General features: G+C 71.5%; 25 protein-coding genes and 1 tRNA gene. 15 read left to right on the top strand and 11 right to left on the bottom strand.

Going from position 1 to position 26,562, the window contains the following annotated elements; genetic code table 11:
- Window positions 1-40 precede the first annotated feature (40 nt).
- Both moaA and NS184_RS02260 read right to left on the bottom strand, forming a co-directional pair.
- Window positions 41-1,099, bottom strand: coding sequence for a GTP 3',8-cyclase MoaA (moaA, locus tag NS184_RS02265; protein ID WP_058724519.1), 1,059 nt, complete (start codon window positions 1,097-1,099; stop codon window positions 41-43).
- A gap of 4 nt (window positions 1,100-1,103) precedes the next feature.
- A complete protein-coding gene (locus NS184_RS02260) occupies window positions 1,104-2,576 on the bottom strand; it encodes a glycosyltransferase family 87 protein (RefSeq protein WP_083513382.1) in 1,473 nt (490 codons plus the stop codon).
- Window positions 2,577-2,630: 54 nt separating this feature from the next.
- Between NS184_RS02260 and NS184_RS02255 the strand changes: the two genes are divergently transcribed.
- Genes NS184_RS02255 through pheA form a run of 4 tightly spaced genes read left to right on the top strand, consistent with a single transcriptional unit; the run spans window position 2,631 to window position 5,981 of the window.
- The gene (locus NS184_RS02255) at window positions 2,631-3,971 is read left to right on the top strand and encodes a molybdopterin-dependent oxidoreductase (RefSeq protein ID WP_058724517.1); all 1,341 of its coding nucleotides are present in this window, start codon (window positions 2,631-2,633) and stop codon (window positions 3,969-3,971) included.
- A complete protein-coding gene (locus NS184_RS02250; RefSeq protein WP_058724516.1) occupies window positions 3,968-4,423 on the top strand; it encodes a hypothetical protein in 456 nt (151 codons plus the stop codon). Before NS184_RS02255 ends, NS184_RS02250 begins: the two co-directional genes overlap by 4 nt.
- A gap of 9 nt (window positions 4,424-4,432) precedes the next feature.
- On the top strand, window positions 4,433-4,993 hold the full coding sequence (locus NS184_RS02245; RefSeq protein WP_058724515.1) for a MarR family winged helix-turn-helix transcriptional regulator: 561 nt from the start codon (window positions 4,433-4,435) through the stop codon (window positions 4,991-4,993).
- Between the two features lie 31 nt (window positions 4,994-5,024).
- Window positions 5,025-5,981 carry a prephenate dehydratase gene (gene pheA, locus NS184_RS02240; protein ID WP_058724514.1) on the top strand — a complete coding sequence of 319 codons (957 nt, stop codon included), beginning with the start codon at window positions 5,025-5,027 and terminating at the stop codon, window positions 5,979-5,981.
- 174 nt (window positions 5,982-6,155) lie between these two features.
- Here the strand turns inward: pheA and NS184_RS02235 are convergent, their stop codons facing one another.
- Window positions 6,156-7,220: a diacylglycerol/lipid kinase family protein gene (locus tag NS184_RS02235; protein WP_058724513.1), complete on the bottom strand. Its 1,065-nt coding sequence runs from the start codon at window positions 7,218-7,220 to the stop codon at window positions 6,156-6,158.
- A gap of 128 nt (window positions 7,221-7,348) precedes the next feature.
- Between NS184_RS02235 and serS the strand changes: the two genes are divergently transcribed.
- The 3 genes from serS (at window position 7,349) to NS184_RS02220 (ending at window position 9,678) form a co-directional block, all read left to right on the top strand.
- Window positions 7,349-8,614 carry a serine--tRNA ligase gene (gene serS, locus NS184_RS02230; protein WP_058724512.1) on the top strand — a complete coding sequence of 422 codons (1,266 nt, stop codon included), beginning with the start codon at window positions 7,349-7,351 and terminating at the stop codon, window positions 8,612-8,614.
- Complete coding sequence (locus tag NS184_RS02225) at window positions 8,611-9,495, top strand: HAD family hydrolase (RefSeq protein ID WP_083513381.1); 885 nt, start codon at window positions 8,611-8,613, stop codon at window positions 9,493-9,495. The genes serS and NS184_RS02225 overlap by 4 nt, the downstream gene beginning before the upstream one ends.
- Before the next feature lie 98 nt (window positions 9,496-9,593).
- Window positions 9,594-9,678, top strand: a tRNA-Ser gene (locus tag NS184_RS02220).
- Window positions 9,679-10,062: 384 nt separating this feature from the next.
- Here NS184_RS02220 and NS184_RS18635 read toward each other — a convergent pair.
- Window positions 10,063-10,890 carry a helix-turn-helix transcriptional regulator gene (locus tag NS184_RS18635; RefSeq protein WP_242862948.1) on the bottom strand — a complete coding sequence of 276 codons (828 nt, stop codon included), beginning with the start codon at window positions 10,888-10,890 and terminating at the stop codon, window positions 10,063-10,065.
- 109 nt (window positions 10,891-10,999) lie between these two features.
- On the opposite strand from NS184_RS18635, the gene hxlB reads away from it, so the two are divergent.
- Both hxlB and hxlA read left to right on the top strand, forming a co-directional pair.
- Entirely contained in the window at window positions 11,000-11,572 is a 573-nt protein-coding gene (gene hxlB / locus NS184_RS02205) for a 6-phospho-3-hexuloisomerase (protein ID WP_058724524.1), read from the top strand.
- Between the two features lie 23 nt (window positions 11,573-11,595).
- Window positions 11,596-12,234, top strand: a complete 639-nt coding sequence (gene hxlA, locus NS184_RS02200; protein WP_058724523.1) for a 3-hexulose-6-phosphate synthase — start codon at window positions 11,596-11,598, stop codon at window positions 12,232-12,234.
- Between the two features lie 82 nt (window positions 12,235-12,316).
- On the opposite strand, the gene mtnN is transcribed toward hxlA, so the two are convergent.
- Both mtnN and NS184_RS02190 read right to left on the bottom strand, forming a co-directional pair.
- Complete coding sequence (gene mtnN / locus NS184_RS02195) at window positions 12,317-13,024, bottom strand: 5'-methylthioadenosine/S-adenosylhomocysteine nucleosidase (RefSeq protein ID WP_058724509.1); 708 nt, start codon at window positions 13,022-13,024, stop codon at window positions 12,317-12,319.
- An 18-nt stretch (window positions 13,025-13,042) separates the two neighbouring features.
- Window positions 13,043-14,494 (bottom strand): PepSY-associated TM helix domain-containing protein, encoded by a 1,452-nt coding sequence (locus NS184_RS02190; RefSeq protein WP_058724508.1) that lies wholly within the window; start codon window positions 14,492-14,494, stop codon window positions 13,043-13,045.
- Window positions 14,495-14,616: 122 nt separating this feature from the next.
- On the opposite strand from NS184_RS02190, the gene NS184_RS02185 reads away from it, so the two are divergent.
- The gene (locus NS184_RS02185) at window positions 14,617-15,177 is read left to right on the top strand and encodes a GrpB family protein (protein ID WP_058724507.1); all 561 of its coding nucleotides are present in this window, start codon (window positions 14,617-14,619) and stop codon (window positions 15,175-15,177) included.
- 237 nt (window positions 15,178-15,414) lie between these two features.
- On the opposite strand, the gene NS184_RS02180 is transcribed toward NS184_RS02185, so the two are convergent.
- Both NS184_RS02180 and NS184_RS02175 read right to left on the bottom strand, forming a co-directional pair.
- Window positions 15,415-16,422: a LacI family DNA-binding transcriptional regulator gene (locus NS184_RS02180; protein WP_058724506.1), complete on the bottom strand. Its 1,008-nt coding sequence runs from the start codon at window positions 16,420-16,422 to the stop codon at window positions 15,415-15,417.
- A gap of 115 nt (window positions 16,423-16,537) precedes the next feature.
- The gene (locus tag NS184_RS02175; RefSeq protein WP_083513380.1) at window positions 16,538-17,836 is read right to left on the bottom strand and encodes a Gfo/Idh/MocA family protein; all 1,299 of its coding nucleotides are present in this window, start codon (window positions 17,834-17,836) and stop codon (window positions 16,538-16,540) included.
- Between the two features lie 204 nt (window positions 17,837-18,040).
- On the opposite strand from NS184_RS02175, the gene NS184_RS02170 reads away from it, so the two are divergent.
- From NS184_RS02170 to NS184_RS02155, 4 genes are all read left to right on the top strand, one after another.
- The gene (locus NS184_RS02170) at window positions 18,041-19,015 is read left to right on the top strand and encodes a carbohydrate ABC transporter permease (protein WP_083513379.1); all 975 of its coding nucleotides are present in this window, start codon (window positions 18,041-18,043) and stop codon (window positions 19,013-19,015) included.
- 66 nt (window positions 19,016-19,081) lie between these two features.
- The gene (locus NS184_RS02165; protein ID WP_083513378.1) at window positions 19,082-20,038 is read left to right on the top strand and encodes a carbohydrate ABC transporter permease; all 957 of its coding nucleotides are present in this window, start codon (window positions 19,082-19,084) and stop codon (window positions 20,036-20,038) included.
- A gap of 10 nt (window positions 20,039-20,048) precedes the next feature.
- A complete protein-coding gene (locus NS184_RS02160; RefSeq protein ID WP_058724504.1) occupies window positions 20,049-21,422 on the top strand; it encodes an ABC transporter substrate-binding protein in 1,374 nt (457 codons plus the stop codon).
- A 92-nt stretch (window positions 21,423-21,514) separates the two neighbouring features.
- Entirely contained in the window at window positions 21,515-21,994 is a 480-nt protein-coding gene (locus NS184_RS02155) for a BLUF domain-containing protein (RefSeq protein WP_058724503.1), read from the top strand.
- A gap of 379 nt (window positions 21,995-22,373) precedes the next feature.
- Here the strand turns inward: NS184_RS02155 and NS184_RS02150 are convergent, their stop codons facing one another.
- Genes NS184_RS02150 through NS184_RS02140 form a run of 3 tightly spaced genes read right to left on the bottom strand, consistent with a single transcriptional unit; the run spans window position 22,374 to window position 24,822 of the window.
- Entirely contained in the window at window positions 22,374-22,793 is a 420-nt protein-coding gene (locus NS184_RS02150) for an RbsD/FucU domain-containing protein (RefSeq protein WP_058724520.1), read from the bottom strand.
- Window positions 22,793-23,836 (bottom strand): LacI family DNA-binding transcriptional regulator, encoded by a 1,044-nt coding sequence (locus NS184_RS02145; RefSeq protein ID WP_058724502.1) that lies wholly within the window; start codon window positions 23,834-23,836, stop codon window positions 22,793-22,795. The genes NS184_RS02150 and NS184_RS02145 overlap by 1 nt, the downstream gene beginning before the upstream one ends.
- Window positions 23,833-24,822 carry an aldo/keto reductase gene (locus tag NS184_RS02140; protein WP_242862947.1) on the bottom strand — a complete coding sequence of 330 codons (990 nt, stop codon included), beginning with the start codon at window positions 24,820-24,822 and terminating at the stop codon, window positions 23,833-23,835. The genes NS184_RS02145 and NS184_RS02140 overlap by 4 nt, the downstream gene beginning before the upstream one ends.
- Window positions 24,823-24,931: 109 nt before the next feature.
- On the opposite strand from NS184_RS02140, the gene NS184_RS02135 reads away from it, so the two are divergent.
- Window positions 24,932-26,482, top strand: a complete 1,551-nt coding sequence (locus tag NS184_RS02135) for an alpha-L-fucosidase (protein WP_058724500.1) — start codon at window positions 24,932-24,934, stop codon at window positions 26,480-26,482.
- Window positions 26,483-26,562 lie beyond the last annotated feature (80 nt).

The raw sequence follows: 26,562 nt of genomic DNA, 5'->3' as shown, positions 1-26,562 counted from the left end.
GCGGCCCGGGCCGCCGCGAAGAACCGCACCGTCGTCACCGTCAGCCCCCGATCGCGCTCATGCCCCGCGTCGGGTGCACGAGGTCGTCGCTGTCGTCGCCGTGGTCACGCGGCTTCGCCCACATCGCCCGCTGCCAGAGCTCGGCGACCTCGTCGTCCGTCGCACCCGAGCGCATCGGGCCGAGCACGTCGGTCTCGTCGTCGGAGAACAGGCAGCTCCGGACGTGGCCGTCCGCGGTGAGCCGGGTGCGGGTGCAGTCCGCGCAGAAGGACTCGGTGATGCTCGCGATGATGCCGATCGTGCCGAGCTCCTCGCCGAGGGTGCCGTCCGCCCCTCGTGCGAGCACCCGGAACCGTTCTGCGGGTGCGCCGTCGCGCGGGGCCTCGTCCGGCACGAGCCCGAACGACGTCGAGAGCATCGCGCGCGTCTCGGCGGCGGTGATCATCGTCGAGCGCTCCCAGGCGTGGTCGCTGTCGAGCGGCATCTGCTCGATGAACCGCAGTTCGTAGCCCCGCTCGAGGCACCAGCGCATGAGCTCCGGCGCGAGGTGGTCGTTCACCCCGCGGAGCAGCACCGCGTTGACCTTGATCGCGAGTCCGGCGTCGTGGGCGGCCGACAGCCCGGCGATGACCTTGTCGAGGAACGGTCGCCGGGTGACCTCGGTGAAGACGTCGGGGTCGACGGTGTCGAGCGACACGTTCACCCGCCGGAGCCCCGCGGCGTACAGCGCGTCGGCCCGGTGCGCCAGACCGATCGCGTTCGTCGTCAGTGACAGTTCCGGGGCGTCCGGGAGCGCTGCACAGCGTGCGATCACGTCGACGAGGTCGTGCCGGAGCATCGGCTCGCCGCCCGTGAAGCGGACCTTGCGCACTCCGAACCGCGTGGTCCCGAGGCGGACCAGCCGTTCGATCTCCGCCGCGGTCATGAGTGCGTCGTCGGGGGCGAACGGCAGACCGGCGGCCGGCATGCAGTAGGTGCAGCGGAGGTTGCAGCGTTCGGTCAGCGACACCCGCAGGTCGACGGCGCGGCGGCCGAAGCGGTCGAGCAGCGCGTCCGCCGAGGGAGCGCCGGTCGAACCGAGCAGCGTCGCGGGAGCCATGGCGTCAGCGTACGTCCTCGGGCGGCCGCGTACCTGACGACATCGCGGGTGCGTGCGCTGCCCGGCCGTCGCGGAACAGCAGTCGGTCCCGCCACCGGACCCAGTCGGAGCGGCTGGTGCGGGCGATCGTCCCGACCACGACGACGAGGACCGCCGCGGCGAGCCACCACCGGTAGGCGGGTGTCGACGGCCACACCCCGCGCAGGGCGATGGCGAGCCCGATCGACAGCCACTCCCACCGGCCGGAGAGCACCACGAACGGGATGAGCAGCAGCGCGTACCAGGGGTAGCGGGGCGTCACGGCGAGGAACGTCACGCCGATGAGCAGGACCTCGCCCGACCACGGTGCCGCCGGGTCGACCAGGCGCCAGGCGACGAACGCGGCGAGCAGCACGAGCAGCCCGACGACGACCGTGCCCGCGTCCCCGGGGAACACGAGCGACACGAGGGCGAACCGGGAGCCGTCCTCGTAGCCCTCCTCCGACAGGTACCCGGGCAGGTACCCGAGCACCTTCGGCCCGGTCGAGATCACGTAGGGCACGTACAGCAGCGCGAAGACGGCGACGCCGACGGGGATCGCCCACCAGTGCCGACCCCTGCCGAGGAGCGGCGGGTAGACCAGTGCGGGGATGAGCTTCGAGGCGGTCGCCGCGCCGAGCGCGATGCCGCCCCAGATCGGTCGGCCGAACGCGACGAGCACGGCGCCGGCGGTGGCCAGGGCCGCGCCGAGCGCGTCGACGTGCGAGTTCGTGACTGCCTCGGACGCCACGAGCGGCGACCAGGCCCAGAGCGCCGCCCACCACACCGGGCGCCCGGTTCGACGGAGCACCGCGACGAGTCCGACGGTCACGCCGAGCGCGAGCAGCAGCCCCGCGACCTGGAACGGCATGTACTGCGCCGTCGCCGGCACGAAGGCCCGCACGAGTGCGAACCAGAGCTGGGCCATCGGCGGGTAGATCGTCACGACGTCCGGGCGGTTGATCGCCACGCAGTGCCCGTCGGCACCGTCCCCGAGCCCGCGGAACCGCGGTTCGATCGGCTTGCACGTGCCGTCGACCTTGTCGGGGAACAGCCAGTCGGGCCGGAGTCCTGCGAGTGCCTCGGACTGCGGCGTGTGCGCGTACGGTGAGATCCCGGCGTGCTGCACGATGCCGTCCCAGGCGTAGCGGGCAGAGTCGGTGCTGGTGTTCGGCGGACCGGCGAGCGCGGCGAGCCCGACCACCAGGCCACCGCCGACGACGAGCCAGGTCGCCCACCGGGCGGGCACGAACCGCAGCGCGAGCACCGATGCCGCGAACACCGTCCAAGCGATCAAGGTCCACGCGACGAATGGGGAACGATGACCAGCTCGGAGGAACCCCAGATGCGTGACGCCGTAGGCGACGACGCCCGCCAGGGCGAGCACCCCGACGACCGCCAGCACGGTCGACACCAGCGCGGTGGACGGGAGTCGGCCGGGGCGGAGACGTTCACTCATGGTGGGTCGAGGCTAGCGACGGTCCGGCGGCTGCTCCTGGATGCACGATCCGCGATGGCGTCACCGAACCGGAACGCCCGCTCGGCCGTCGTCCTCGGTCGCCTGCTCGGCATCGCCTTCCTGGTGTGCTTCGGCACCGGCGTCTACAGCTACTTCCTCCAGCAGCCGCTCCCGGGCATGCGGTTCGCGACCCGTCCGGTGCAGCTCTACCAGTTCACGCAGGGCCTCCACATCACGGCGGGGATCGCGATCATCCCGTTGCTCCTCGCGAAGCTCAACGCGGTGATGCCGGCACTCGCGCAGACCCCGCCGGTGCGCGGGCTCCTGCACCTCCTCGAGCGGCTGTCGATCGCGGTGCTCGTGTCGGCGGCGATCGTGCAGGTCGGCACCGGGCTGCTCAACACGTACCAGTGGTACCCGTGGCCGTTCCCGTTCAAGCAGGTGCACAACGCGCTGGCCTACGTGATCATCGGCTCGCTCATCGTGCACGTCGCGGTCAAGCTGCGGGTCATCGCGCGGTACTGGCGGTCGCGCGACTCGTACGACGAGCACGGCCGGTTCGTGCCGGACGCGTCGGTGGGCAGCGAGCTGCTGCCGCCGGCGGTCGACCGGGAGGCACGGCTCGACCCCGCCACGGACCACCCGGGCCGGCAGACGGTCGCCTCGTACCCCCGCGGCCTCACCGGCCGCCTGCTCCGCTGGGTCGACGGCGCTCCCGCACCGTCGACGCGGGCCGACGAGGCGGAGGCGAGCCGTGCCTCCAGGCGATCCGCAGAGGCGACCGACGGTCGACGGCAGCGGATCGCCCGACGCGGGTTCCTCGCCGGGGTGACCGCCGCGACCGTCGGCGTCGTCGCCCTGACCGCCGGCCAGTCGAGCACGCTCGCCGAGCCGTTCAACGTGTTCGGTGCGCGGCAGCGGCACCGTGGCCCGAACGACCTGCCCGTCAACCGGACGGCGCGAGCTGCCGGGGTGCTCGCGACCGCGACCGCCGCGGACTGGGCGCTCACGGTGGTCGGGCCGGCCGTCAGCCGGACGTTCTCCCGTGCCGAGCTCGTCGCACTCGGGACGGCACAGGCCGAGCTCCCCATCGCGTGCGTCGAGGGCTGGAGCCAGATGGCGACCTGGCGCGGGGTCCGGATGCGCGACCTGCTCCGGGCCGTCCAGGCCGAGCCCGGGTCGCAGGTCCGCGTGACGAGCCTGGAGCAGCACGGCGGCTACCGGATCATGGACATGGGCCCGGAGTACGCGGAGGACCCGACGACGCTCGTGGCCCTCGAGCTGAACGGCGCGACCCTCGATCTCGACCACGGGTTCCCGGCGCGCATCATCGCTCCCGGGCGACCAGGCGTGCTCCAGACGAAGTGGATCGAGAAGATCGAGGTGATCGCATGAGGGCCGCGCGGATCGTGCTCGTCGTGCTCGGTGTCCTGGTGATGGCGTTCGGTGCGTACGTCCTCGTGACGACCGTGCGACCGAACCGGATCTGGGGACTCGCGACCTGGCTGCTCGGCGCGGTCGTCCTGCACGACGCCGTGCTCTCGCCGTTCGTCGTGGGGGCCGGCCTGCTGCTCCGTCGGACGGGGCGCTCCGTCCGGGCCTGGATGCTCGTGGTCGTGCAGTCCGCGGTGGTGCTCGGGAGCGTCCTGGCCCTCGTGGTGCTGCCCGAGATCGCGGCGAAGGCGCACGGGCAGAAGAACCCGACGGTCCTGCCGTTCGACTACGGCGTGCGGTTGGCGATCGTCGAGGGGGCGCTCCTGGTCGTGGTGATCGCGGTGCTCGTCGTCGGCGGCCTGATGTCGAGGAATCGTCCACGAGCACTGGTTGAACCGACAACCAATCGGTAGACTCCAGTCATGCCCGAGCCGACCGACGACACCCCGTGGCTCGACCGCGCGCAGCTCCGCGCGTGGATGAAGCTCGTCGCGGTCATGGAGCTCCTGCCGGCGGCGCTCGACCAGCAGCTGCAGCGTGACGCCGACCTGACGCACTTCGACTACATGGTCATCGCGATGCTCTCCGAGACGGAGTCGCGCACGCTGCGGATGTCCGCGTTGGCCTCGGCGACGAACGCCTCGCTGCCGCGGCTGTCGCACGTGGTGTCGCGGCTCGAGAAGCGCGGGCTCGTCGCACGGTGCCCCTCGTCGGAGGACCGCCGAGCGACCGACGTGCGGCTCACCGACGACGGCTACGCGGCCATCGTCGAGGCGGCTCCGCAGCACGTGCGGACCGCGCGGACGTTCGTCATCGACGCGCTGACGGACGAGCAGACGGGGCAGCTCGACGCGATCACGACGGCGCTGCTCGGACGGCTCGACCCCGAGGGACGCTTCGCCGCGCTGACCTACCCGCGCGACGACGACGCCCCGGCGATCTGCGAGGAACGGCTCACCGGGCAGGAACAGGCGCTGCAGTAGGCGCGCGCCCGCGCTGCAATAGGCTCGCCGCATGAACGCGCCCGCCGAGCCCTCCGACACGTACTCCTACCTCGGACCGGCCGGCACGTTCACCGAGGCGGCGCTCAAGCTCGTCGAGGCCGCCGCCGGCAAGCCCTGGCGCAGCGTGAACAACGTCGGCGAGGCCCTCGACGACGTCATGAGCGGTCGATCGGTCGGCGCCGTGATCGCGATCGAGAACAGCGTCGACGGCGGGGTCAGCGCCACGCAGGACGCCCTCGCCCGGATCCCCGGCGTGCGGATCGTGGGGGAGTACCTCGTCCCCGTCGACTTCGTCCTCGTCGCACGGCACGGCACCACCCTCGCCGACGTGCACACCGTGAACGCGCATCCCGTCGCCTACGCACAGACGCACCAGTGGCTCGAGCAGCACCTCCCCGGGCACGGGCACATCCCAGCGTCCTCGAACGTCGCCGCCGCGGTGTCCCTGCTCGACGAGCACCCCACCGCGGACGCGGCGGTCGCGCCTCCCGGCATCACCGACCACCACGACCTCGCGGTGCTGGCGTCCTCCATCGGGGACAACGCCTCGGCCGTGACGCGCTTCGTGCTCGTGTCGAAGACGCTGGCGCTGCCCGAGCCGACCGGTGCCGACAAGACGAGCGTGATCGTCGAGCTGCCGAGCGAGCACCCCGGAGCCCTCGTCGACATGCTCGAGCAGTTCGCGACGCGGGGCATCAACATGGGGCTGCTGTCCTCGCGGCCGATCGGTGACGAGCTCGGCCGCTACCGCTTCGTCATCGACCTCGACGGGCACGTGCGCGACGAGCGGGTGGCGGACGCGCTGCTCGGTCTGCGGCGGTTCAGCCCGCGCGTGACGTTCCTCGGGTCGTACCCGCGGGCCGACGGGCAGCGCCCCGAGGTGCCCGCGCGCTACTCGGACGAGGCGTTCGTCGAGGCCCGGGACTGGCTGCGCGCGATCCTCTCCGGCGAGCCCGACCAGCGGTAGCGCCCGGGTCAGCCGCTCAGGGACGGCGGCGGTCGCGGCGCGCTTCGCCCGCGCACAACCGAAGTCACGACGAACAACGTGCAACCGCGGTTCGGCGTGACGTTGGTTGTGCGACGACGACGTGCGACGCCGACGGGCGACGGGCGACGGCCGACGCAGCCGCGCCGTCCGGGGCTACGGGACCTGGCGGGAGCCGTGGCGGTCGTCGCCCGGCTTCGGCACGCGGACCCGGAGACCGAGCGGGTCGATGCGGGACCGGAACGCCACGATCTCGCCGACCGGGTCGCCGTCGACCTCGAACTCGTCCGGCCGCTCGAGCCGTGCCGTGAACTCCTGTCCGCGGAGGTACCGCAGCGGGCGTTCCTCGCGCGAGGCCGTCACGAGCTTCTGCCCGACGACCGTGTTCGCGAGCGACGAGCGCCGGAACGTGCGGAGGATCCCGTTCTCCCAGAACACCCTGGCGCCGATGCGGACCCAGCCGAAGAACCCGCGCGGCCGCATCACCGCGATGTCGAACACACCGTCGTCGATCTCGGCGTCCGGCAGCAGGATCGCCCCGGCCTGGAGCTGCCCGCAGTTGCCGACGATGAGCGAGTGCGCCCGCGCCGAGTGGTTGCCCTCGTCGTCGAGCTGGTAGCGGAACTCGAACGCGTCGGCGTCGCGCACCGAGCGGAAGAGGGAGTCGACGTACGCGAGCCACCCGACGCGTTTCTTCAGCTCGGGCCGGGTGTTGGCGAGCATCCGGGCGTCGAGCCCGAGACCGGCCATCACGAGGAAGCCGAGCTGCTCGCGCTCACCGCCTTCTCGTTCGACCGTGAGGGTGCCGAAGTCGATGGGGCGGTCGTCCCCGTGGAAGATCGTCCGCGCGCTCGCCTGCAGGTCGTCCAGCGGGAGCTTCATGTTGCGGGCGAGCAGGTTGCCCGTCCCGCTCGGGAGGAGCGCGAGGGCCGCGTCCGAGCCGTGCACGACCTCGGCGACCGCCCGGACGGTTCCGTCACCGCCGGCGGCTGCGACGACGTCCGCCCCCGCCTCGATCGCGGCGCGTGCCATCCCGCCACCCGGGTCCTCCTCCGTCGTCTCGAACCACAGGGTCTCGGCCCAGCCGGCGTCGCGCTGGAGCTGTTCGATCGTCTGCTCGAGGGTCGGCAGGTGCACCTTGACCGGGTTGTAGACCACCGCGGCCGTCCGCTGCTCGGTCTGGAGGGCATCCGCAGATGCGGTCTCCGATGGGGTCGACATGTCGCCACCGTACCGACCGGATGCTGCGAGGGGATGCGGCGGTGACCGAGAAGCGGCCGGGAGGCGCGGTGCGGGCCCGCCACGGGCCTCCAGGCCGACTGCGGGCGCGGTCCCCTTAGGATGGTGCGGTGATCGACCCCCAGCTGTTGCGTGACAACCCGGACGTCATCAAGGCCTCGCAGGAGGCGCGCGGCGCCTCCGTCGACGTCGTCGACGACGCCGTCGCCGCGGACGCGGCGAGGCGGAGCGCGATCACCTCGTTCGAGTCCCTCCGCGCCGAGCAGAACGCCTTCGGCAAGACCGTCGCGAAGGCGCCGAAGGACGAGAAGGCCGCCCTCGTGCAGCAGGCCCAGGCGCTCGCCGCGCAGGTGAAGGAGGCGCAGGCCACCGTCACCGAGGCCGAGGACGCCTTCAACCAGGTCGTCCGGTCGATCCCGAACGTCGTGCTGCCCGACGTGCCGAAGGGTGGCGAGGACGACTTCGTCACGCTCCGCACCGTCGGCACGAAGCCCGAGTTCGACTTCGAACCGAAGGACCACGCCGACCTCGGCGAGCACCTCGGCATCATCGACATCCCGCGCGGTGTGAAGGTCTCCGGCTCCCGCTTCTACTTCCTCCGCGGCCTCGGTGCCCGGCTCGAGATCGCGCTCATGTCGCTCGGCCTCGACCGTGCCGTCGCCGCCGGGTTCGAGCCGCTCATCACCCCGACGCTCGTCCGACCGGAGACGATGGCCGGCACCGGGTTCCTCGGGGAGCACGCCGCCGAGGTGTACCGCCTCGAGGCCGACGACCTCTACCTCACGGGCACGAGCGAGGTCGCCCTCGCCGGGTTCCACGCCGACGAGATCCTCCCGCTCGCGGAGGGCGAGGCGCACCGGTACGCCGGCTGGTCGACCTGCTACCGCCGCGAGGCCGGCTCGGCGGGCAAGGACAACCGCGGCATCCTCCGCGTGCACCAGTTCAACAAGCTCGAGATGTTCTCCTACGTCCACCCGGACCAGGCCGAGGCCGAGCACGAGAAGCTCGTCGGGTACCAGGAGTCGATGCTCCAGGACCTCGGGCTGCACTACCGCGTGATCGACGTCGCCGGCGGAGACCTCGGTACGAGTGCCGCGCGCAAGTTCGACATCGAGGCGTGGGTCCCGACGCAGGGCACCTTCCGCGAGCTCACCTCGACGTCGAACTGCACGACGTTCCAGGCCCGTCGTCTCGACATCCGGTACCGCACCGAGTCGGGGAAGACCGCGCCCGTCGCGACCCTCAACGGCACGCTCGCCACCACGCGGTGGATCGTCGCGATCCTCGAGACGCACCAGCAGGCCGATGGATCGGTCGTCGTGCCCGAGGTGCTCCGGCCGTACCTCGGCGGCGTCGAGGTGATCGAGCCCCGATGACCTCCCACGAGCGGTTCGTCGACGGGTCCGGCGAGGGCGGAGCCGCGGCTGCCGGCCCTGCTGCCGCCGCTGCCCCGGCGCGGACGAAGCGCTGGCTCGTCGCGCTCGACATCGACGGCACGACCATGCGCGAGGACGGGGTCATCACCGACACCGTCGTCGCCGCCGTCCGTGACGCCGAGGCCGCGGGGCACGAGGTCATGCTGTCCACCGGTCGCAGCGAGAGCATGACGGTGCCGTTGCTCGACACCCTCGGCATCCGCCCGAAGTACCTCGTCGTCGCGAACGGCGCCCTCACGCTCCGCCGCCGCGAGGACGGCACCTACGAGCACGCGCACGTCGAGCGGTTCGACCCGACCGAGGTGCTGCAGACCATCCACGGTGCCCTCGCCGACGCCGCGTTCGGCGTCGAGGACGAGCACGGACACTTCCTGCTGTCCGGCAACTTCCCCGACGACACCATGACGGTCCAGGGCGACCACGTCCCCTTCGACCAACTGCTCGGCGTCGAGGCGACCCGTGTCGTCGTGATCTCCCCGGGACACGACACCGAGGACTTCCTGCAGGTCGTCGAGCGGATGGGACTGCACAAGGTCTCGTACTCCGTCGGCTGGACCTCGTGGCTCGACATCGCTCCCGAGGGCGTGACGAAGGCCACCGCGATGGAGCGGGTGCGCGAGTGGCTCGACATCCCGCGCTCCCGGGTGTTCGCCGCGGGGGACGGTCGGAACGACATCGACATGCTGCGGTGGGCGTCGACCTCCGGCCGCGGGGTCGCGATGGGGCAGGCTCCGGACGACGTCGTCGACGCCGGCAACGAGCTCACGGGCGGCGTGACGGACGACGGGCTCGCCGCAGCGCTCGACACGCTGCCGCGGTAGCGCTGGCACGCGCCGGCGTACGTCGCCTCGCTCGCCACCCTGGAGGCCCGCTAGACTTCCCGGGACGCGGTCACGTCTCGCCACGTGGTCGCGTCACTGGAGGGTTGTCCGAGCGGCCGATGGAGCCTGTCTTGAAAACAGGTGGGCAGTGATGTCTCGTGGGTTCGAATCCCACACCCTCCGCCGAGCTCTCCGCGACCGGCCGGCTCCTCAGCGTGACCGTGCCGGGGCCGGGGCCGACGGGCGGTCGGCAGGCGCAGGGGACGCATCCGGGCCGTCCTCTGTGACCACGACCTCGGTCAACGACAGCGCGTGGCCGATCACCTCGGCGAGGACGACCACCGCGCACCCGACGAGGACGTAGGTCCACCCGCCGAGTCGCTCCCGCACCGACCTGCTCGATCTCGACGGCATGTCGTGGCCTCTCGGTCGTGGTGCGCGGTCGGGAACACGCAGCTCGTGTCCGAAGTGATGGAACCACGATGCCCGCCGGACGGTCGCCGACGACGGGGCCGGTGCGGAAAGTGCACGACGGGCGCCGGTCCGTCGGGTCGCCGTACGGCCGGATCAGCCCCGGACGCTGAACGCGGCGAGCTCCGCGCGGGTACGGGCACCGAGCTTCCTGAGCAGGTTCGCCACGTGGTACTTGACCGTGTTGACGCTGATGCCGAGCCCCTCGGCGATCTCCCGGTTCCCGACCCCGGTCGCCACCAGCCGCAGTACATCGCGCTCCCGTGCGGTGAGGTCGGTGTCGTCCGGCACGTCGAGCGCTGTCGGCGAGGGGTCGAGGGGGAGTGCGATGTCGAGCGTGGAACCCCAACCCGGGGTCGAGTCCACGGCGAGGGTGCCGTCGAGGGCGACGACCCGCTCGGCGATGGGGCGCACGGCGTCGTCGTGGGCGTCCAGTGTGCCGGCGCCGTCGTCGCGGAGCTGCATGAGGAGGTTCCGCCCGTCGCAGTCCCACTGGATGCGCACCCTCCGTGCCGCCCCGTCGTCGACGAGCGCGAGGACTGCGGTCCGGACGATCGCACGGGCGCTGTGGGCGACGTCCCCTGGCAGGGCCCGTCCTGTCGCGGGCGGCTCGACGAACTGCACGTCGAGGTCGCCGAAGCGCACGAGCGGACGGAGGTCGGCGCGGAGCCGTGAGAACGCGCCGGTCACGGGTTCGAGGAGGCTGCTCCGCTGCCGGTCGCTCGACGTCCGGAGTTCGACGAGTGCGGCGGAGGCGATCTCGACCGCCTCGGCGCGGGCGGCCGCGTCGGAGAGCCTGCCCGAGCGGAGGGCGGCGAGCACGGACTCGAGCGTCAGCGCGTGCCGGTCGGCTTGTTCGGCGACGGTCCGGGCGTGCTCGGACGTGGCCGTCCGACTGGCCGAGGCGTGCACGTCCGATCCCACGCGACGAACCTACCCGTCCCACCCGGACGGACCGTCCCACCCGATCGGACGGGACCACCGTGCGCCCGGGCGGCTCCGTCCGCCGTGCCACCGGGGCACCATCGGACCCATGCCCACCACCACCGTCGCGGATGCCCTCGGCACGATCGGGAGCGAACTGCAGGACACCCTCGTCGCTCTCCGCTCGGCGGACCCCGTCCCGTTCGAGCGTGCCCTCACGCTGCTCGCCGAGGCCGATCGGGTGTTCGTGCACGGGGCCGGACGATCGGGCCTCGCGCTCCGGATGACCGCGATGCGCCTCATGCACCTCGGGCTCGACGTGCACGTCGTCGGCGAGGTCACGACGCCCGCGATCCGCGAGGCCGACGTGCTCATCGTCGCGAGCGGGTCCGGCACCACGGGCGGCATCGTCCAGGCGGCGCGCACGGCAGCCGGCGTCGGTGCCCGGGTGCTCGCCGTCAGCACGACGGACGACGCACCGCTGTCCGAAGTCGCCGACACCACGCTCGTGGTCCCGGCGGCGACGAAGACCGACCGCTCCGGGACCGCCTCCGCGCAGTACGCCGGGAGCCTCTTCGAGCAGGCCGTTGCCCTGCTCGGGGACGCCCTGTTCCACGCGCTCTGGCAGCGCAGCGGACACTCCGCCGACGACCTGTGGCCCCGCCACGCCAACCTCGAATGACCCACCACCGGAAGGACACCACCATGCAGCTCCAGTTCGCCATGGACACCCTGACCACCGAGCACGCCCTCGAACTCGCCGGCAAGGCCGCACCGTACGTCGACGTCATCGAGCTCGGCACGCCGCTCATCAAGAGCGCCGGCCTCTCCGCCATCACCGCGGTCAAGGAGGCGCACCCGGACAAGATCGTCTTCGCGGACCTCAAGACGATGGACGCCGGCGAGCTCGAAGCCGACATCGCCTTCCAGGCCGGTGCAGACCTCGTGACCGTCCTCGGCGTCGCCGGTGACAGCACGATCGCGGGTGCCGTGAAGGCCGCGAAGCAGCACGGCAAGGGCATCGTCGTCGACCTCATCGGCGTGCCGGACAAGGCGGCCCGTGCGAAGGAGGTCACCGCGCTCGGCGTCGAGTTCGTCGAGATGCACGCCGGGCTCGACGAGCAGGCCGAGGAGGGCTTCACCTTCGAGACGCTCCTGCGCGACGGCGAGGCCTCGGGCGTCGACTTCTCGGTCGCCGGTGGCATCACCACGGACACGATCGCCGCCGTGCAGGCGTCGGGCGCCCGCGTCGCGGTCGCCGGCAGCGCGATCTACAGCGCCGACGACGTCGCCGCGGCGGCGTCCGCCCTGCGCGACGCGATCACGGAGCCCACGGCGGCGTAGCCACCAGGAGACGGACGGGAGGCTCGGCACCAGCTGGTGTCGAGCCTCCCGTCCGTTGCAGGGTCGCGACCACTGCGCGACGTCAGCCGACCAGACCGGTCACCACGTCGTGCACGACGCGCGCGGCGCGCGCCGCCGCGTCGTCGAGGTGCTCCTTGAACTCGTCCCCGTCGGGCGCACAGAGGTCGCTGATGCAGCGGACCGACACGAACGGCATGTCGTGGACGTGGGCGAACTGCGCGATCGCCGCCGTCTCCATGTCGACCGCCGCCACCGTCGGGAAGGCCTCGCGGAGCAGGCGTGCACGGCCCTCGGTGACGAAGATCTCGCTCGACCCGATGGTCGCCGCGCGCAGCGGGTACCCGGCGTCGGACGCGAGTGCGAGGTCCACCAGTCGCTGGTCCGGCGTGTACCCGGTGGGCATCCCCGGCACCTGTCCGAGCGCGTAGCCGAAGGCCGTCGCGTCGGCGTTGAGGTTGACGTAGCGGTCACCCACGACGACGTCGCCGATCGCGACACCGTGCATGAGCCCACCCGCCGTGCCGACGCTGATCACCGGGATGCCGGAGCCGAAGTCGTGGAAGGCGTGCGCCGCTGCGGCGGTGGCGTTCGTGAACCCGATGCCGCTCCGGCGGACCGCGACGACCCGCCCTCCGACGTCGAGCAGGTGGTGCTCGTCGTGGCCGCCGACCGGACCGTCGAGGATGGGCGTTCCGCCGAGGAGACCGGCGAAGGCGCCGACCTCCTCGCTCATGGCGGCGATGACGACCGCGATCGGTGGCTGGTGCACTGACCGAGTCTCGCACGCTCAGCGCGCGCGGGCGGACCCCACGGTCACCACCACCGCGTCGACGAGCAGGAACAGGAGCAGCGTGATACCGACAGTCGGGAGCAGCGCACCGAGGAGCGCTGCGACGAGTGCGACGAGCGCGACGCCCCAGCCCGGCGCACGGGCGAGCGCTCCTGCGGCGGGAGCGGTGGCGGTGCGGGCGCCGGCGGGGCGGCGCTGCCACCACATCACGTACCCGAACACGACCATCGCGGCGATGCCGAGGGCGGCGAGCACGAGCACGATCTGGTTCGCGACGCCGAACAGGACGCCCATGTGGGTGTTGACGCCGAGCTTCGCGGCCTTCGCCATGAGCGGGTAGTCGGCCCACCGGACCTCGGAGACGACCTGCGCGTCCCGGGCGTCGACCGCGACGGCGTCCATCGCGACCGGCCAGGTCTGCTTGCTCTCCTCGACCGTCCACGCCTCGTCGGACGCGGTCGGGACGTGGATGCGGAGCTCCGCGGCGTCGAGGTCGGCCCCACGTGCTGCGGCGAGGACCGTGTCGAACTGGTCCGGTAAGACCTCGGCGGCAGCGGCGGGCTCGGCGTCGCTGCCGTGGTGCCCGGCGTGTTCGCCGTGGCCGCCGGCAGTTCCCGCGCTGGTGGCCGCCGCGCCGCCGAGGGCCGTGTCGACCGCGGGCGCCTGCCAGCTCAGCGCGGAACGCAACGCCGTGACGTTGTCGCCCGCGAAGTGCGACCACGTGATGCCGGTCGCCGAGAGGAAGAGCGCGCCGAGCAGCACCCAGACGCCGGTGGCCGCGTGCCAGGAGAACGTCCGCCGGTACCCACGCGCCCGGTTGTCCGGCACGACGAGTTCGCGCTTGCGGCGGGCTCGACGGATCCGTGCCGTCCACAGCGCGATCCCGGCGAGCGACACGATGCCGAGCCAGGACGCGGCGGTCTCGCTGTAGAGCCGGCCGACGTCGCCGAGCAGCAGACTACGGTGCACCGTGCTGACCCAGGTGCGGAACGGGAGCGACCCGGACGTGCCGTAGACGGGCAGGTCGCCGCGGACGTCGGCGGTACCAGGGTCGACGAAGACCGCGCGGGTGGTGGACTCCGCGAGGCCGTCCTCGGTGAACATCACGCGCGTGGTCGCGCCCGGGGTCGGGGCCGGGCGGACCTCGGTGACGGTGTCGCCAGGGTGCCGGCGGTCGACGTACTGCTGAGCGGCGGACACCTGTTCGGCGAGGGGGAGCGTCGTCGCTGTCACCGGGGCGGTGAGCTCGTGGGCGTACACGGCGCGTTCGATCGATGGCGCCACGGCGTACAGGGCACCGGACAGTGCGGCGACGAGGATGAACGGGCCGACGAACAGTCCGGCGAGGAAGTGCAGGCGGAGCAGGAGCTGGGGGAACCAGCCGGCACTCGCGGGCGGTCGCGGGGCTGCCGGCGCGGGCGTGTGTGTGCGTGCGTGAGCGTGCGGCATCGGGACTCTCCGGTGTCGGGCGCGACCTCGTGCCGCACGAACAGTGACTCTACAAGATGTAGAGACGCACGATCGCCGCAGTGCGCGTACCGTCTCCCCGACGAGTCGACGAGGAGGCACAGGTGATCGAGGTCGTCGAGTACCGGGCGGAGTGGCGCGACCGGTTCGAGATGCTCCGCGAGGCGTACTCCACCGCACTCGACGCTCGAGGTGTGCCGCACCGGATCGAGCACGTCGGCAGCACGTCGGTGCCGGGGCTCGCAGCGAAGCCCGTCATCGACGTGGACGTCGTGGTCCCGAAGGCCGACGTCCCCGCTGCCGTCACTGCGCTCGGAACGATCGGCTTCGTGTCGCGTGGAGAGCTCGGCATCCCCGGTCGTGAAGCATTCTCGACGCCGGACCGCTTCGCGCCGAGCAACACCTACGTCGTCGCGGAGGGGTCGCTCGCGCTCCGGAACCACCTCGGCGTGCGGGACGCCCTGCGTGCCGACGACGCGCTCCGCGACGAGTACGCGGCGGTGAAGCGACTCGCCGGACGAGAGGCAGCGGACATCGACGACTACATCGCCCGGAAGAGCGACGTCCTCGACCGGGTCCTCCGTGCAGCCGGGTTGAGCAACGAGGAACGGGCATCGATCGCCGCGAGCACGCGGAGCATCACCGGACGCGGTGCCGCGGGCTGACCTCGCCGCGCGTTGTGGGTGCGACGGGACACTGCGTGATCGACACGTGCTTCGTCGGACCGTGCACGTGCATCTGATGCGCGTGCACCGAGCGACATTCCACCGCGTGATCGACGCGCGTTTCATCGCGCGGTGCGAGAGCAGCGTGGTGTGCGGCACCGGCCCGGCGCGACTCGGCGTCGGACGGGAGGCCCGTGGCGGGCCCGCACCGTGCCTCCCGGCCGGTGGGTGGATGCGTCAGCGACGCACGTCGCACCCACAACTCGCACCGAGCACCAGCTCGGGCGGGACGAGGCGTCGGTTGCCCTCGTCGCCGCCGCCCAGGACGCGGTCGACCGCCTCGCGCGCCATCTCCTCGATCGGCTGCCGCACGGTGGTGAGCTGGGGGTTCGTGTAGTCCGCCTCCGCGGCGCCGTCGAAGGAGACGATCGCGACGTCCTCCGAGACGCGCAGTCCGAGCTCGAACAGTGCCCGCATCACCCCGATCGCCTGCATGTCCGAGCTGACGAAGACGGCGCGGGGGCCGGTGCCGTCGCCGAACATGCGGAGGCCCGCCTCGTACCCGCCGCGTCGGGTGAAGTCGCAGCGGGCGATCGGGCCGTCGGGGCGACCGGCGTCGCGGAGTGCCCGCATCCAGCCCTGCTCGCGGAGCTCCATCTCGCCGGCGTGGCCCATCACGAGACCGATCGAGTCGTAGCCGTGCTCGATGAGGTGCCGGGTGCCGTCGAGTGCGCCTCGGCACGCGTCGACTCCGATGCTGACGTAGTGGGGGACCTCGAAGAAGGTGTTGAGCAGCACCATCGGGATGCCGGGGTCGGTCACGGTGGAGAGGTCCGGGTGGGTCTGGATGCTCGTCACGATGATGCCGTCGACCTGACGGGCGGACAGGGTACGGAGGCGCTCGCGCTCCTGCACACTGTCCCCGTCGCTGTTGGCGAGGAGCACGTCGTACCCGCGCGCGGCCGCGGCGTGCGTCACCTCGACGGCGAGCTCCGACCAGAACGGGTTGTCGAGCTCGGGCACGATGAGTCCGAGCATCTTCGACGAGCCCGTGCGCAGGGCCTGCGCGCTCGCGTTCGGGCGGTAGCCGAGGACCCGGATGGCCTCGCGGACGCGGGCGGCCGTGTCGGCGGCGACGGGCCGGGGGCCATCGTGCACCACGTAGCTGACCACCGACGTGCTCACGCCGGCGTACCGGGCGACGTCCGCGCGTGTGACCGCCCGCGGGGTCGTCGGCGTGCTCACGGGGCCTCCTGGATGGCGTTCGGGTGCCGGACCTCGCGGCCCCGGCACCCGAACGGTGGGGTCCGGCCGCCGACCTGGACGGGTCGGCGGCCGGGCCGCTGTCGTCGCTGCGATCCTAGACGGCGGGCGCCTGGTCGCTGGACGGTGCCGCGCTCGACGGCCCGGCGGCGCCCGCAGCCCCCGCCGATCCGGTGGCGCTCGCCGACGCGCCCGCATCGACCGTCTCCGGAGCATCGCCGAAGTCCGGCACCTCGAGGCGGACGCCACCCTGCAGCGCGGACTGGTGGGCGATGATGCCGGGCAGCGTGAACCGCGCGGCGGTCCAGGCGTTCACCGGGGGCAGGGTCCGGTCGACGACGGCGCGGACGAAGTCGTCGGCGAGGAACTGGTGGCTGCCCTCGTGCCCGGTCGGCACCCCGTCGTACTCGGACGGCAGGCGCGAGGTGTCGTGCACCGGGGCGTACCCGGAGACGAACGCGTCGCGGAGGGACGGGTCGACGCCGGCGAGGCGGGGGTCGTCGAGGGACATCGTCGCCTGGGTGTCGATCTGGTCGCTGATGTCGACCGAGTCCTGCTTGTCCTGCCAGACGCTGACCTTCGCGAGCTGCTCGAAGCTGCCCTCGGTGCCGAAGTAGCGGAAGCGGGACTCGCGGATGTGCGACGGGTAGCCGACCCGGCGCATCTCGTTGATGCGCACGACGCCGCCGTTGTCCAGCTCGAACAGTGCGGTGGCGTTCGAGAAGTCGTTGTCGAACTGGCTGACGTCCTTGTCGAAGACGCCGTCACCACGGTCGTCCTTGACCCCGATGCAGCTGACGCTGACCGCGTGCCCGGGGATCGCCCCGAGGACGCCGCCGACCGAGTGCGTCGGGTAGAGCATGGGCGGGTAGCTGGCGGTGCGCTTCCAGTCCTCGCCGCCGCTGTACTGGTACGCCGCGTAGAACCCGAGGTCCATGTCGTGGACGTAGTCGCCCTCGGCGTAGAACACCCGACCGAACGCGCCCTCGGCGACCTTCTTCCGGGCGAACACCGTCGCCGGGTTGTAGTAGCTCGTCTCGCCCATCATGTAGGTGAGTCCGGTCTCGCGGACCGCGTCGATGATCGCGCGGATCTCGTCCACCGAGACCGCCATCGGGACCGCCGAGTAGACGTGCTTGCCGGCGTGGAGGGCCCGCACCACCAGCGGTCCGTGGGTCCAGCGCTGCGTGAAGATCGCGACCGCGTCGACGTCGGACGCGAGCGCGGCGTCGAAGTCCGGGAACGTGCCGTCGAGGTGCTGCTCCGCGACGAGGTCGGACGCCCGGTCCTCGACGAGGTCCGTGACGAAGACCCGGTCCACGTCGGGGTGGAGCTTGAACAGCTTGGCGAACTGGGGCGCGAACTGGCCGGCTCCGACCATTGCGATGGAGATCATCGGGGACCTTTCCGAAGTGGTGTGGATGCATCGCCGGGCAGGTCGCGCCGGTGCGATCCCGGTCAGCATCCCACCATTGTCTACTCGTGACAACCCCATCTTCGTGCCGTCGAAAGTGCCTCTTGTCGGCCAGGGTCTCCACGTGTAGATTCCCGGCCACGGACTGCTGCTTCGAGCCAGTCCACCGCAGACGAAGGAGTCGCGATGGTCACCGAGAGCCCCGTGTCGTCACCGCTGACGACCGCCAGCACGAGACGGCAGGGTCGCGTCGCCGACCGTGCCGGTGCCGGCACCACCTCCCCACGCCGCCGCCCACGGAACGACCTCTGGCTCGCGCTGGTCTTCATCGCGCCCGCCGCGGTCGGCTTCCTGATGTTCCTGGCGTGGCCGACGGTCCGGGGCATCTACCTGAGCTTCACGACCTACAACCTGCTCACCCCGCCGGTCTTCACCGGCCTGCAGAACTACGTCCGACTCGTCCAGGACTCGATCTTCTGGAACTCGATGGCGGTGACCGTCGAGTACGTGCTCCTCAACATCGGCTTCCAGACGGTCCTCGCGCTGTTCATCGCCGTGATGATGCACCGGCTCACGAAGTCCACGTTCGTGCGCGGCATCGTCCTCGCGCCCTACCTCGTGTCGAACGTCGTCGCCGCGCTCATCTGGCTGTGGATCCTCGACACGCAGCTCGGCATCGGCAACGAGGTCCTGTCGGCGATCGGTGTCGGACGGATCCCGTTCCTGCAGAGCGACGTCTGGGGCATCCCCACGATCGCGTTCATCAACGTGTGGCGGAACGTCGGGTACACGGCGCTGCTCATCTTCGCGGGGCTCCAGGCGCTGCCCGAGCAGGTCTACGAAGCGGGCCGCATCGACGGTGCGAGCGAGTGGAAGATGTTCTGGCGGATCACCGTCCCGCTCCTGCGGCCGATCCTCTCGCTCGTCCTCATCATCACCATCATCGGCTCGTTCCAGGTGTTCGACACCGTCGCGGTCACCACGCAGGGCGGGCCGGCGAACGCCACGAACGTCGTGCAGAACTACATCTACAACCTCGCCTTCGGCCGGTTCCAGTTCGGCTACGCGTCCGCCGTCTCGGTGGCCCTCCTCGTCGTCCTCAGCGTCATCACGTTCATCCAGTACCGACTCTCGCGCTCCGGCGAGAGCGACCTGGACTGACGCGACCGATCCCACCCGGCCGTCCACCGGAGCGGCCGCCTCTCACCTCCTGGAAGCGAGTCGAAGATGACCAGCACCCTGCCCCCCGTGGTCGAACCCCAGACCACCCGCGCGATCACCACCCGCGGCGGCCCGCGGCCGCCGCGTCGCAAGCCCTCCGTCGGACGGGTGATCGCCTGGATCGCGATGATCGCCGTGATCGTCGTGACCCTGTTCCCGTTCTACTGGATCCTCCGGACGGCCCTGTCCTCCAACGGCGCGATCTCCGCCGATCCCACGTCGCTCCTGCCGACCGGGTTCAGCCTCGGCGGGTTCGAGCGCGTCTTCGGCCTGCAGTCCACCAAGGAGGCGCTCGCCCAGGGTGGCTCGGGTGCGGCGATCAACTTCTGGCAGTACCTGCTCAACTCGGTGGTCACGGCGACGCTGATCACCGTCGGACAGGTGTTCTTCTCGGCGGGCGCCGCCTACGCCTTCGCCCGCCTGCGGTGGCCCGGGCGGGACCGGGTGTTCGCGGTCTTCCTCGCCGGGCTCATGGTGCCGACGATCTTCACCCTCCTGCCGAACTTCGCCCTCATCAAGTCGCTCGGACTCGTCGACACGCTGCTCGGCATCGCGCTCCCGTCGATGCTGATGACCCCGTTCGCGGTGTTCTTCCTGCGGCAGTTCTTCCTCGGCATCTCGCGCGAGGTCGAGGAGGCGGCGCTCATCGACGGCGCCGGCAAGGTCCGGGTGTTCTTCCGGCTCATCCTGCCGATGGCGTCCGCGCCGATCGCGACGCTCGCCGTGCTGACCTACATCACCGCCTGGAACGACTACTTCTGGCCACTCATGGTGTCGTACACGGACAGCTCCCGGGTGCTCACCGTGGCGCTCGGGGTGTTCAAGTCGCAGTCGCCGCAGTCCGGCACCGACTGGGCGGGGCTGATGGCCGCGACCCTCGTGGCGGCGCTCCCGATGATCGTGCTGTTCGGCCTCTTCGCCAAGCGCATCGTCAACTCCATCGGCTTCTCCGGCATCAAGTAGGGACCAGCTCATGACGAACCCCATCTCCCGCCGCGCCCTGTTCGCCGGCGGCGCCTCCGCCCTCGCCCTCGGCGCGCTCGCCGCGTGCTCCTCGCCGAGCACGCCGAACCCGAGGAGCGGCGCGACCGGCACCGTGTCGTACTGGCTCTGGGACGCGAACCAGCTCCCCGCGTACCAGGCCGTCGCGAAGGCCTTCGAACGCGAGAACCCCGACATCCGCATCAAGATCACCCAGCTCGGGTGGGCGGACTACTGGACGAAGCTCACGGCCGGGTTCATCGCCGGCACCGCGCCCGACGTCTTCACGGACCACCTGTCGAAGTTCCCGCAGTTCGCCGACCTCGACGTGCTCTACAAGCTCGACGAGCTCGAGGCGACGAGCGCCATCCGCGACGACGACTACCAGTCCGGCCTCGCGCAGCTGTGGAAGGGCAAGGACGGCCACCGGTACGGCTCGCCGAAGGACTGGGACACCGTCGCGATGTTCTACGACAAGAAGGTCATCGCGAAGGCGGGCTACACCGCCGACGACCTCGCCGGGCTGTCGTGGAACCCCGACGACGGCGGATCGTTCGAGCGGGCGATCGCTCACCTCACGATCGACGGCAAGGGGCGGCGCGGGGACGAACCCGGCTTCGACAAGAACGACGTCGCCGTCTACGGCATGAGCGCGAACGGCAGCGGCGGCGACGGGTTCGGGCAGACGCAGTGGTCGCCGTTCACCGGTTCGATCGACTGGTTCTACACGAACGAGAACCCGTGGGGGAACAAGTTCCGCTACGACGACGCCGAGTTCCAGAAGACGATCTCGTGGTACTTCGGCCTCGCGGACAAGGGCTACATGCCGAAGTACGGGGTGTTCTCGACGACGACCGGCCCCGACGTGCAGCTCGGCTCGAAGAAGGTGGCGCTGTCGTTCAACGGGTCGTGGATGATCGGCACCTACCTCGGCCTGCAGGGCATCGACGTCGGCGTCGCGCCGACGCCGACGGGGCCGGTGGGGCACCGCGCCTCGATGTTCAACGGGCTCGGCGACTCGATCACGAAGCAGGCGAAGAACCCCGAGGCGGCCGCCAAGTGGGTCGCGTTCCTCGGCAGCGCCGCTGCGCAGGAGATCGTCGGCCGCGAGGGCATCGTGTTCCCGGCCCGTCGATCGGGAACGGACGCGGCGGTGGCGGCCTACGCGAAGCGCGGGCTCGACGTGACGGCGTTCACGGAGCAGGTCGAGGACGGCACGACGTTCCTCTTCCCGGTCACCCGGAACCCCGCGGACGTGCAGGCCCTGGTGCAGCCCGCGTTCGACGGCATCTACGCGAACGGCAAGCCGGTCTCCTCGCTCACGGCCGTCAACGAACAGGTGAACACGCTCCTCGCGCTCACCTGACGCATCCGTTCCACGCAGTCGTCCACGGGCCCGGTGCGGTCCGTGGACGACCGCGTTGACGGATGTTCCACCCGCGAACGAAACTGACGCCGATGACCTCCCTCACCTCCCTCACCTCACTCGTCTACATGTCCGTCGCCGTCGACGACCTCACCGACGCCGACCTCGTCGCGATGCTCCGCGAGGCACGGCTCCGCAACGAGGCGCTCGGCGTCTCGGGGCTGCTGCTCGCCAAGGGCGGTCGCTTCATGCAGGTGCTCGAAGGGCCGGAGTGGAGCGTCGAGGACCGCTACGCCGCCATCGAACGCGACCCCCGGCACACCGAGGTGCAGTCGCTGTCCCGCGAGCAGATCTCCGCGCGTCGCTTCGACGGGTGGGCGATGGCGTTCGGCGCACCGTCCGACGCCGACGTCCTCGAGGAGCCGGGCTTCAGCGGCTTCCTGCAGCGCCGCGAGGGCCTCCCGGCATCGCTGTCCGGCACCTCCGCCGACTTCCTGTTGCGGTGGTTCCGTGGTCGGGACCTCGGCATCGGCCGGGAGGAACGGATCACCCTGGGCAGGCACGCCGCCTGAGCCGCGCAGTCGGCCCGGGCGCAGAGCGCGGTCGTGCGGGCGCGGGGTCGCGCTGCCGAGGCCGGGCCGTCGTTGCTGAACGACAGCGCCGTCGTCGTGCGACAACGGCGCCGTCATTCGTTGCGTGCGCGGGATGTCGCCGACGCTGCAGTGCGACCGTGTTCTGGTCGGCGCCGAGTCGGAGGCCCGTCGTTGCGGAACGACCGCGCGGTCGTCGTGCGACAGCGGCGTCGTCGTTCGTTGCGTGCGCGGACTGTTGTGGACGCTGCGGTGCGACCGCGCGTTCGTCGTGCGACAGCGGTCGCGTCGTTCGACAACGGCGCGATCGGCGGACGCGGCGGGCGTGCGGCCGCGCCACGCAGCGTGCCGCGCGGGCGGCTCAGGCCGCGACGAACCCGACCTCGAGGAGCAGGTTGGCGTGCGACCGCTGGTCACCCGTGGCGATGACGAGCCCGGTCTCCGGCGCGCGGACCGCGTCGTAGAACGCGAACCGGTCGAGCGTCCCGAGCGGTACGTCCGGTCCGAGGATCCGGCGGTACCCGTCGTGCGCCGCCACCGGAGCGTCCGGGGGTGCGGTCATCACGGTGGCCGCCTCGAACGGGACGGCGTCGAGGAGCGTCGTGAGGACCTCGTCGACGTCGAGCACCCCCGGACGCCAGTTCAGGTGCACGAGTTCCGCGCGCGGGTTCATCGCGGTGGCGAACGGGTAGTTCCCGTCCGCGACGAGCACCTTCGACCCGTGGCCGAGCGACGCCAACGCGCTCAGGGTCGGGCGGTGCGTCAGGGTGTAGCGCAGCATCATGCCTCCGTGGGGCCGGTGATCGGTGGGCCGACCCGTGCGACGGATCCGCCGGCGACGAGTCGTGGGGCGACGAGGACGTCGACAGGACCGGTCGCGGTGCCCGTCGCCCGCGGCTCGGAGCGCCGCTCGTCCAGCCGCTCCCGGATCCGCTCCGCCGCCCGCACCGCGATCTCGTGCGTCGGCTGCTCGATGACCGTGAGCTTCGGCACGGTGACCTGCGCGAGCTCACGGCCGTCGAAGCCGAGCACCGACAGGTCGCGGCCGAGGGTCAGGCCGGACTCGTTCACGGCGATGACCGCGCCGATCGTGAGTTCGTGGTTCGCGCAGAACACCGCTGTCGGGCGCTCGGGGAGGACGAGCAACTGCTGCATCGCGGCCTGGCCGTTCGCGACCGTCAGCGGACCGGCGAGCACGGCGTCGGGCGCGCAGTCGGCACCCGTGAGCCGGGCGACCTCGCGGAAGCCGTCCACTCGACCGCGCATCGTCGAGACGGCCGGGTCGCCCCCGACGACGCCGAGCCGCCGGTGTCCGTGGTCGAGCAGGTGGCGCGCCGCGAGGGCTCCGGCGCGGTGGTTGTCGAGGAAGACCCCGTCGACGACGAGGTCGTCCGCCCGCCAGTCGATCTGCACGACCGGGACCTGCTCAGCCGCGCGTGCGAGGGCTTCGACGTCGTGGGGTGACGGCACCGCGATGATCCCGTCGACCATCCGACTGCGCAGGAGGTCGACCGCGCCGGCATCGGCGTCCGGACTCGACGAGACGATGACACTCGTCCCGGACGGCCGGAGCGCGCTCTCGACCCCGGCGATGACCGTCAGGTGGAAGTCGTTGTCGAGCGCCGGCAGCAACACCCCGATCGTCCCGGAACGCCGGGACCGCAGACTCCGGGCGAAGGCGTTCGGCCGGAACCCGAGGGCCGCTGCAGCGCGCTCGATGGCCCGGGCGTTCTCGTCGCGCACCGCCCCGCCGTTGTAGAACTTGGAGATCGTCGCGAGCGAGAGCCCGGTCTCGCGCTGGAGGTCCTTGTAGGTCGCCGTCACACGCGTCCGCCCGGGATCGCGCCGTCCTCGTCCCAGAGGTCGTGCCAGCTCGACGCGCCCTCCCAGAGGAACACCTGCCCCTTGATGAGCCGCGCGCCGCGGTCGACGTCCGCCATCGCCGCGAGCTCCTCCGCGGTGAGCGGGTCGGTCAACGCGCCCTCGAGGTTGGCGCGGTACTGCTCCGGTTTCACCGCGAACGGGATCGGCACCTGGCCCCGGGCCACCGCCCACTTGAGGCAGACGACCGCGGGGTGCACACCGTGCACCTCGGCGATCCGGCGGACGACGGGGTGTTCGACGTCCACCGGGTCGTCGTCCGTGCGGTCGCGCTCGGGGCGTGACGGCGACCCGAGCGGGGAGTACCCGACCGGCTGGATCCCGTTCGTCACGCACATGTCGAACAGTTCCGGCTGCTGGAACGTCGGGTGCAGCTCCATCTCGTTGAGTGACGGCAGCACTCGGGCGTCACGGAGCAGCAGTCGGAGCTTCGGCACGGTCGTGTTCGAGGTCCCGAGGTGCCGAACGACCCCCTCGTCGACGAGACCTTCGAGGGCACGCCACAGCGCGAGGTACGCCCCGTGGTCGTACGGGCGGGCGGTGCTGTCGCGGTCCTCGACGGAGGCGTGCGGCGCGTGGTGGTTCGGGAACGGCCAGTGCACGAACACCGCGTCGAGGTGGTCGAGCCGCAGGTGACGGAGCGAACGACGGACCGAGGCGACCGCGTCGTCCGGGTCGTGTGCGTCGTTCCAGACCTTCGACATCACGAACAGGTCGTCACGCGGGACGCCGCTCGCCGCGATCGCCGCACCGACCTCGGCCTCGTTGCCGTAGACGGACGCGCAGTCGACCAGCCGGTAGCCGGCCTCGAGTCCGCCCCGGACCGCCGCGGCGACCTCGTCGGGGCCGTACCGGTCGGACCCGAACGTGCCGAGGCCGATCGGCGGGATCTGCGCTCCGGTCCGCAGGGTGCGGCTCAGCGTGTCCACGATGGTCCTCTCCTCACCGGTGGCGGAACGTTTCGCCACGATCGATGAGCGTCACACTAGCGCGTGACGAACGAAAGACGTAACGTTTCGTGCAGCTCGAGGAGGAGACATGACCGCACCGCACGACCTGCCCCGCATCGACCCGGCCAGCCTGCCGGCGCCCGTCGACGTGTCCGACAACTCGGAGGCACTCGCGGCGGTCGCCGCCGTCGTCACCCAGGGGCCGTACGACGCCACGTGGGAGTCGCTGCAGCGGTACGAGCCGCCGCGCTGGTACCAGGACGCGAAGTTCGGCGTCTTCCTGCACTGGGGCGTCTACTCCGTCCCGGCGTTCCGGAACGAGTGGTACTCCCGTGACATGTACCGCGCGGGGACACCCGAGTACGAGCACCACGTCACCTCGTACGGGCCGCAGTCGGAGTTCGGGTACAAGGACTTCATCCCGTCCTTCACGATGGAGCACTTCGACCCGCAGGCGTGGGCGAACCTGTTCCGGCGCGCCGGGGCCCAGTTCGTGGTCCCGGTGGCCGAACACCACGACGGCTTCGCGATGTACGACACCGAACGCTCCCGCTGGAGCGCCGCCCGCATGGGCCCGGAGCGCGACGTGTTCGGCGACCTCCTCCGCGCCGTGGACGACGCCTTCATGGTCCGCGGTGCTTCCTCGCACCGGGCCGAGCACTGGTTCTTCATGAACGGTGGCACCCGGTTCGACTCCGACGTCCTCGACCCGCGCTTCATCGACTTCTACGGTCCCGCCCAGCGCGAGGAGACCGCGCCGAACGAGCGGCACCTGGAGGACTGGCTGCTCCGCACCGTCGAGGTCATCGACCGCTACCGGCCCCAGGTGCTCTGGTTCGACTGGTGGATCGAGCAGCCCGCCTTCGAGCCCTGGCTCCGGACCCTCGCCGCGTACTACTACAACCGGGCGGCGGAGTGGGGTCGCGAGGTCGTCATCAACTACAAGTGGAACGCCTTCGCCGAGGGTTCCGCGGTGTACGACATCGAGCGCGGCGCCATGGGCGGCACCCCGTCGTTCGTCTGGCAGAACGACACGTCGGTGTCGAAGACCGCCTGGTGCTTCGTCGAGGGACACGACTACAAGTCCTCGACGGACCTCGTCGCCGAACTCGTCGACGTCGTCGCGAAGAACGGCGTCCTCCTGCTCAACGTCGGGCCGAAGGCGGACGGCACGATCGCCGAGCCCGAGCAGCGGCTGCTCGAGGAGATCGGCCGCTGGCTCGTCGTCAACGGACAGGCCGTCTACGGCACCCGCCCGTGGGTGATCCCCGGCGAGGGGCCGACCCACGTGCAGGCGGGGTCGTTCGTCGACGGCGACGCCCCGGTCTACACCTCGGCCGACGTCCGCTTCACCCGACGCGTCGACGCCACGGGCGAGTACGTGCACGCGGTCCTCCTCGCCCACCCGGACGACGGCACCGCACGCATCCGCTCGTTCGGCAGCTCGGCGAACCTGCTCGGCCGCCCGATCCGGAGCGTCGAGGTGCTCGGCGTCGACGGCGAGGTCGCGTGGACCCAGACCCCGGACGCGCTCGAGGTCACCGTGCCGGGCCCGACGTCGCCGCACTCCGGGCCGGTGGTGAAGGTCCGCCTCCAGGCGGACGTCACGCCGGAGCGCACCGACCACCTCCACGGCTGAGCCGCGTCGGCCCCGCCGCGGACGTGAGCACCCCTCGGACTGGAGGCACGGTGCGGGCCCGCACCGTGCCTCCAGTCCGC

This window comes from Curtobacterium luteum, from assembly GCF_001475545.1.
In the GTDB taxonomy this organism is placed as follows: Bacteria; Actinomycetota; Actinomycetes; order Actinomycetales; family Microbacteriaceae; genus Curtobacterium; species Curtobacterium luteum_A.
This window is presented reverse-complemented; position numbering and strand designations above follow the sequence as displayed.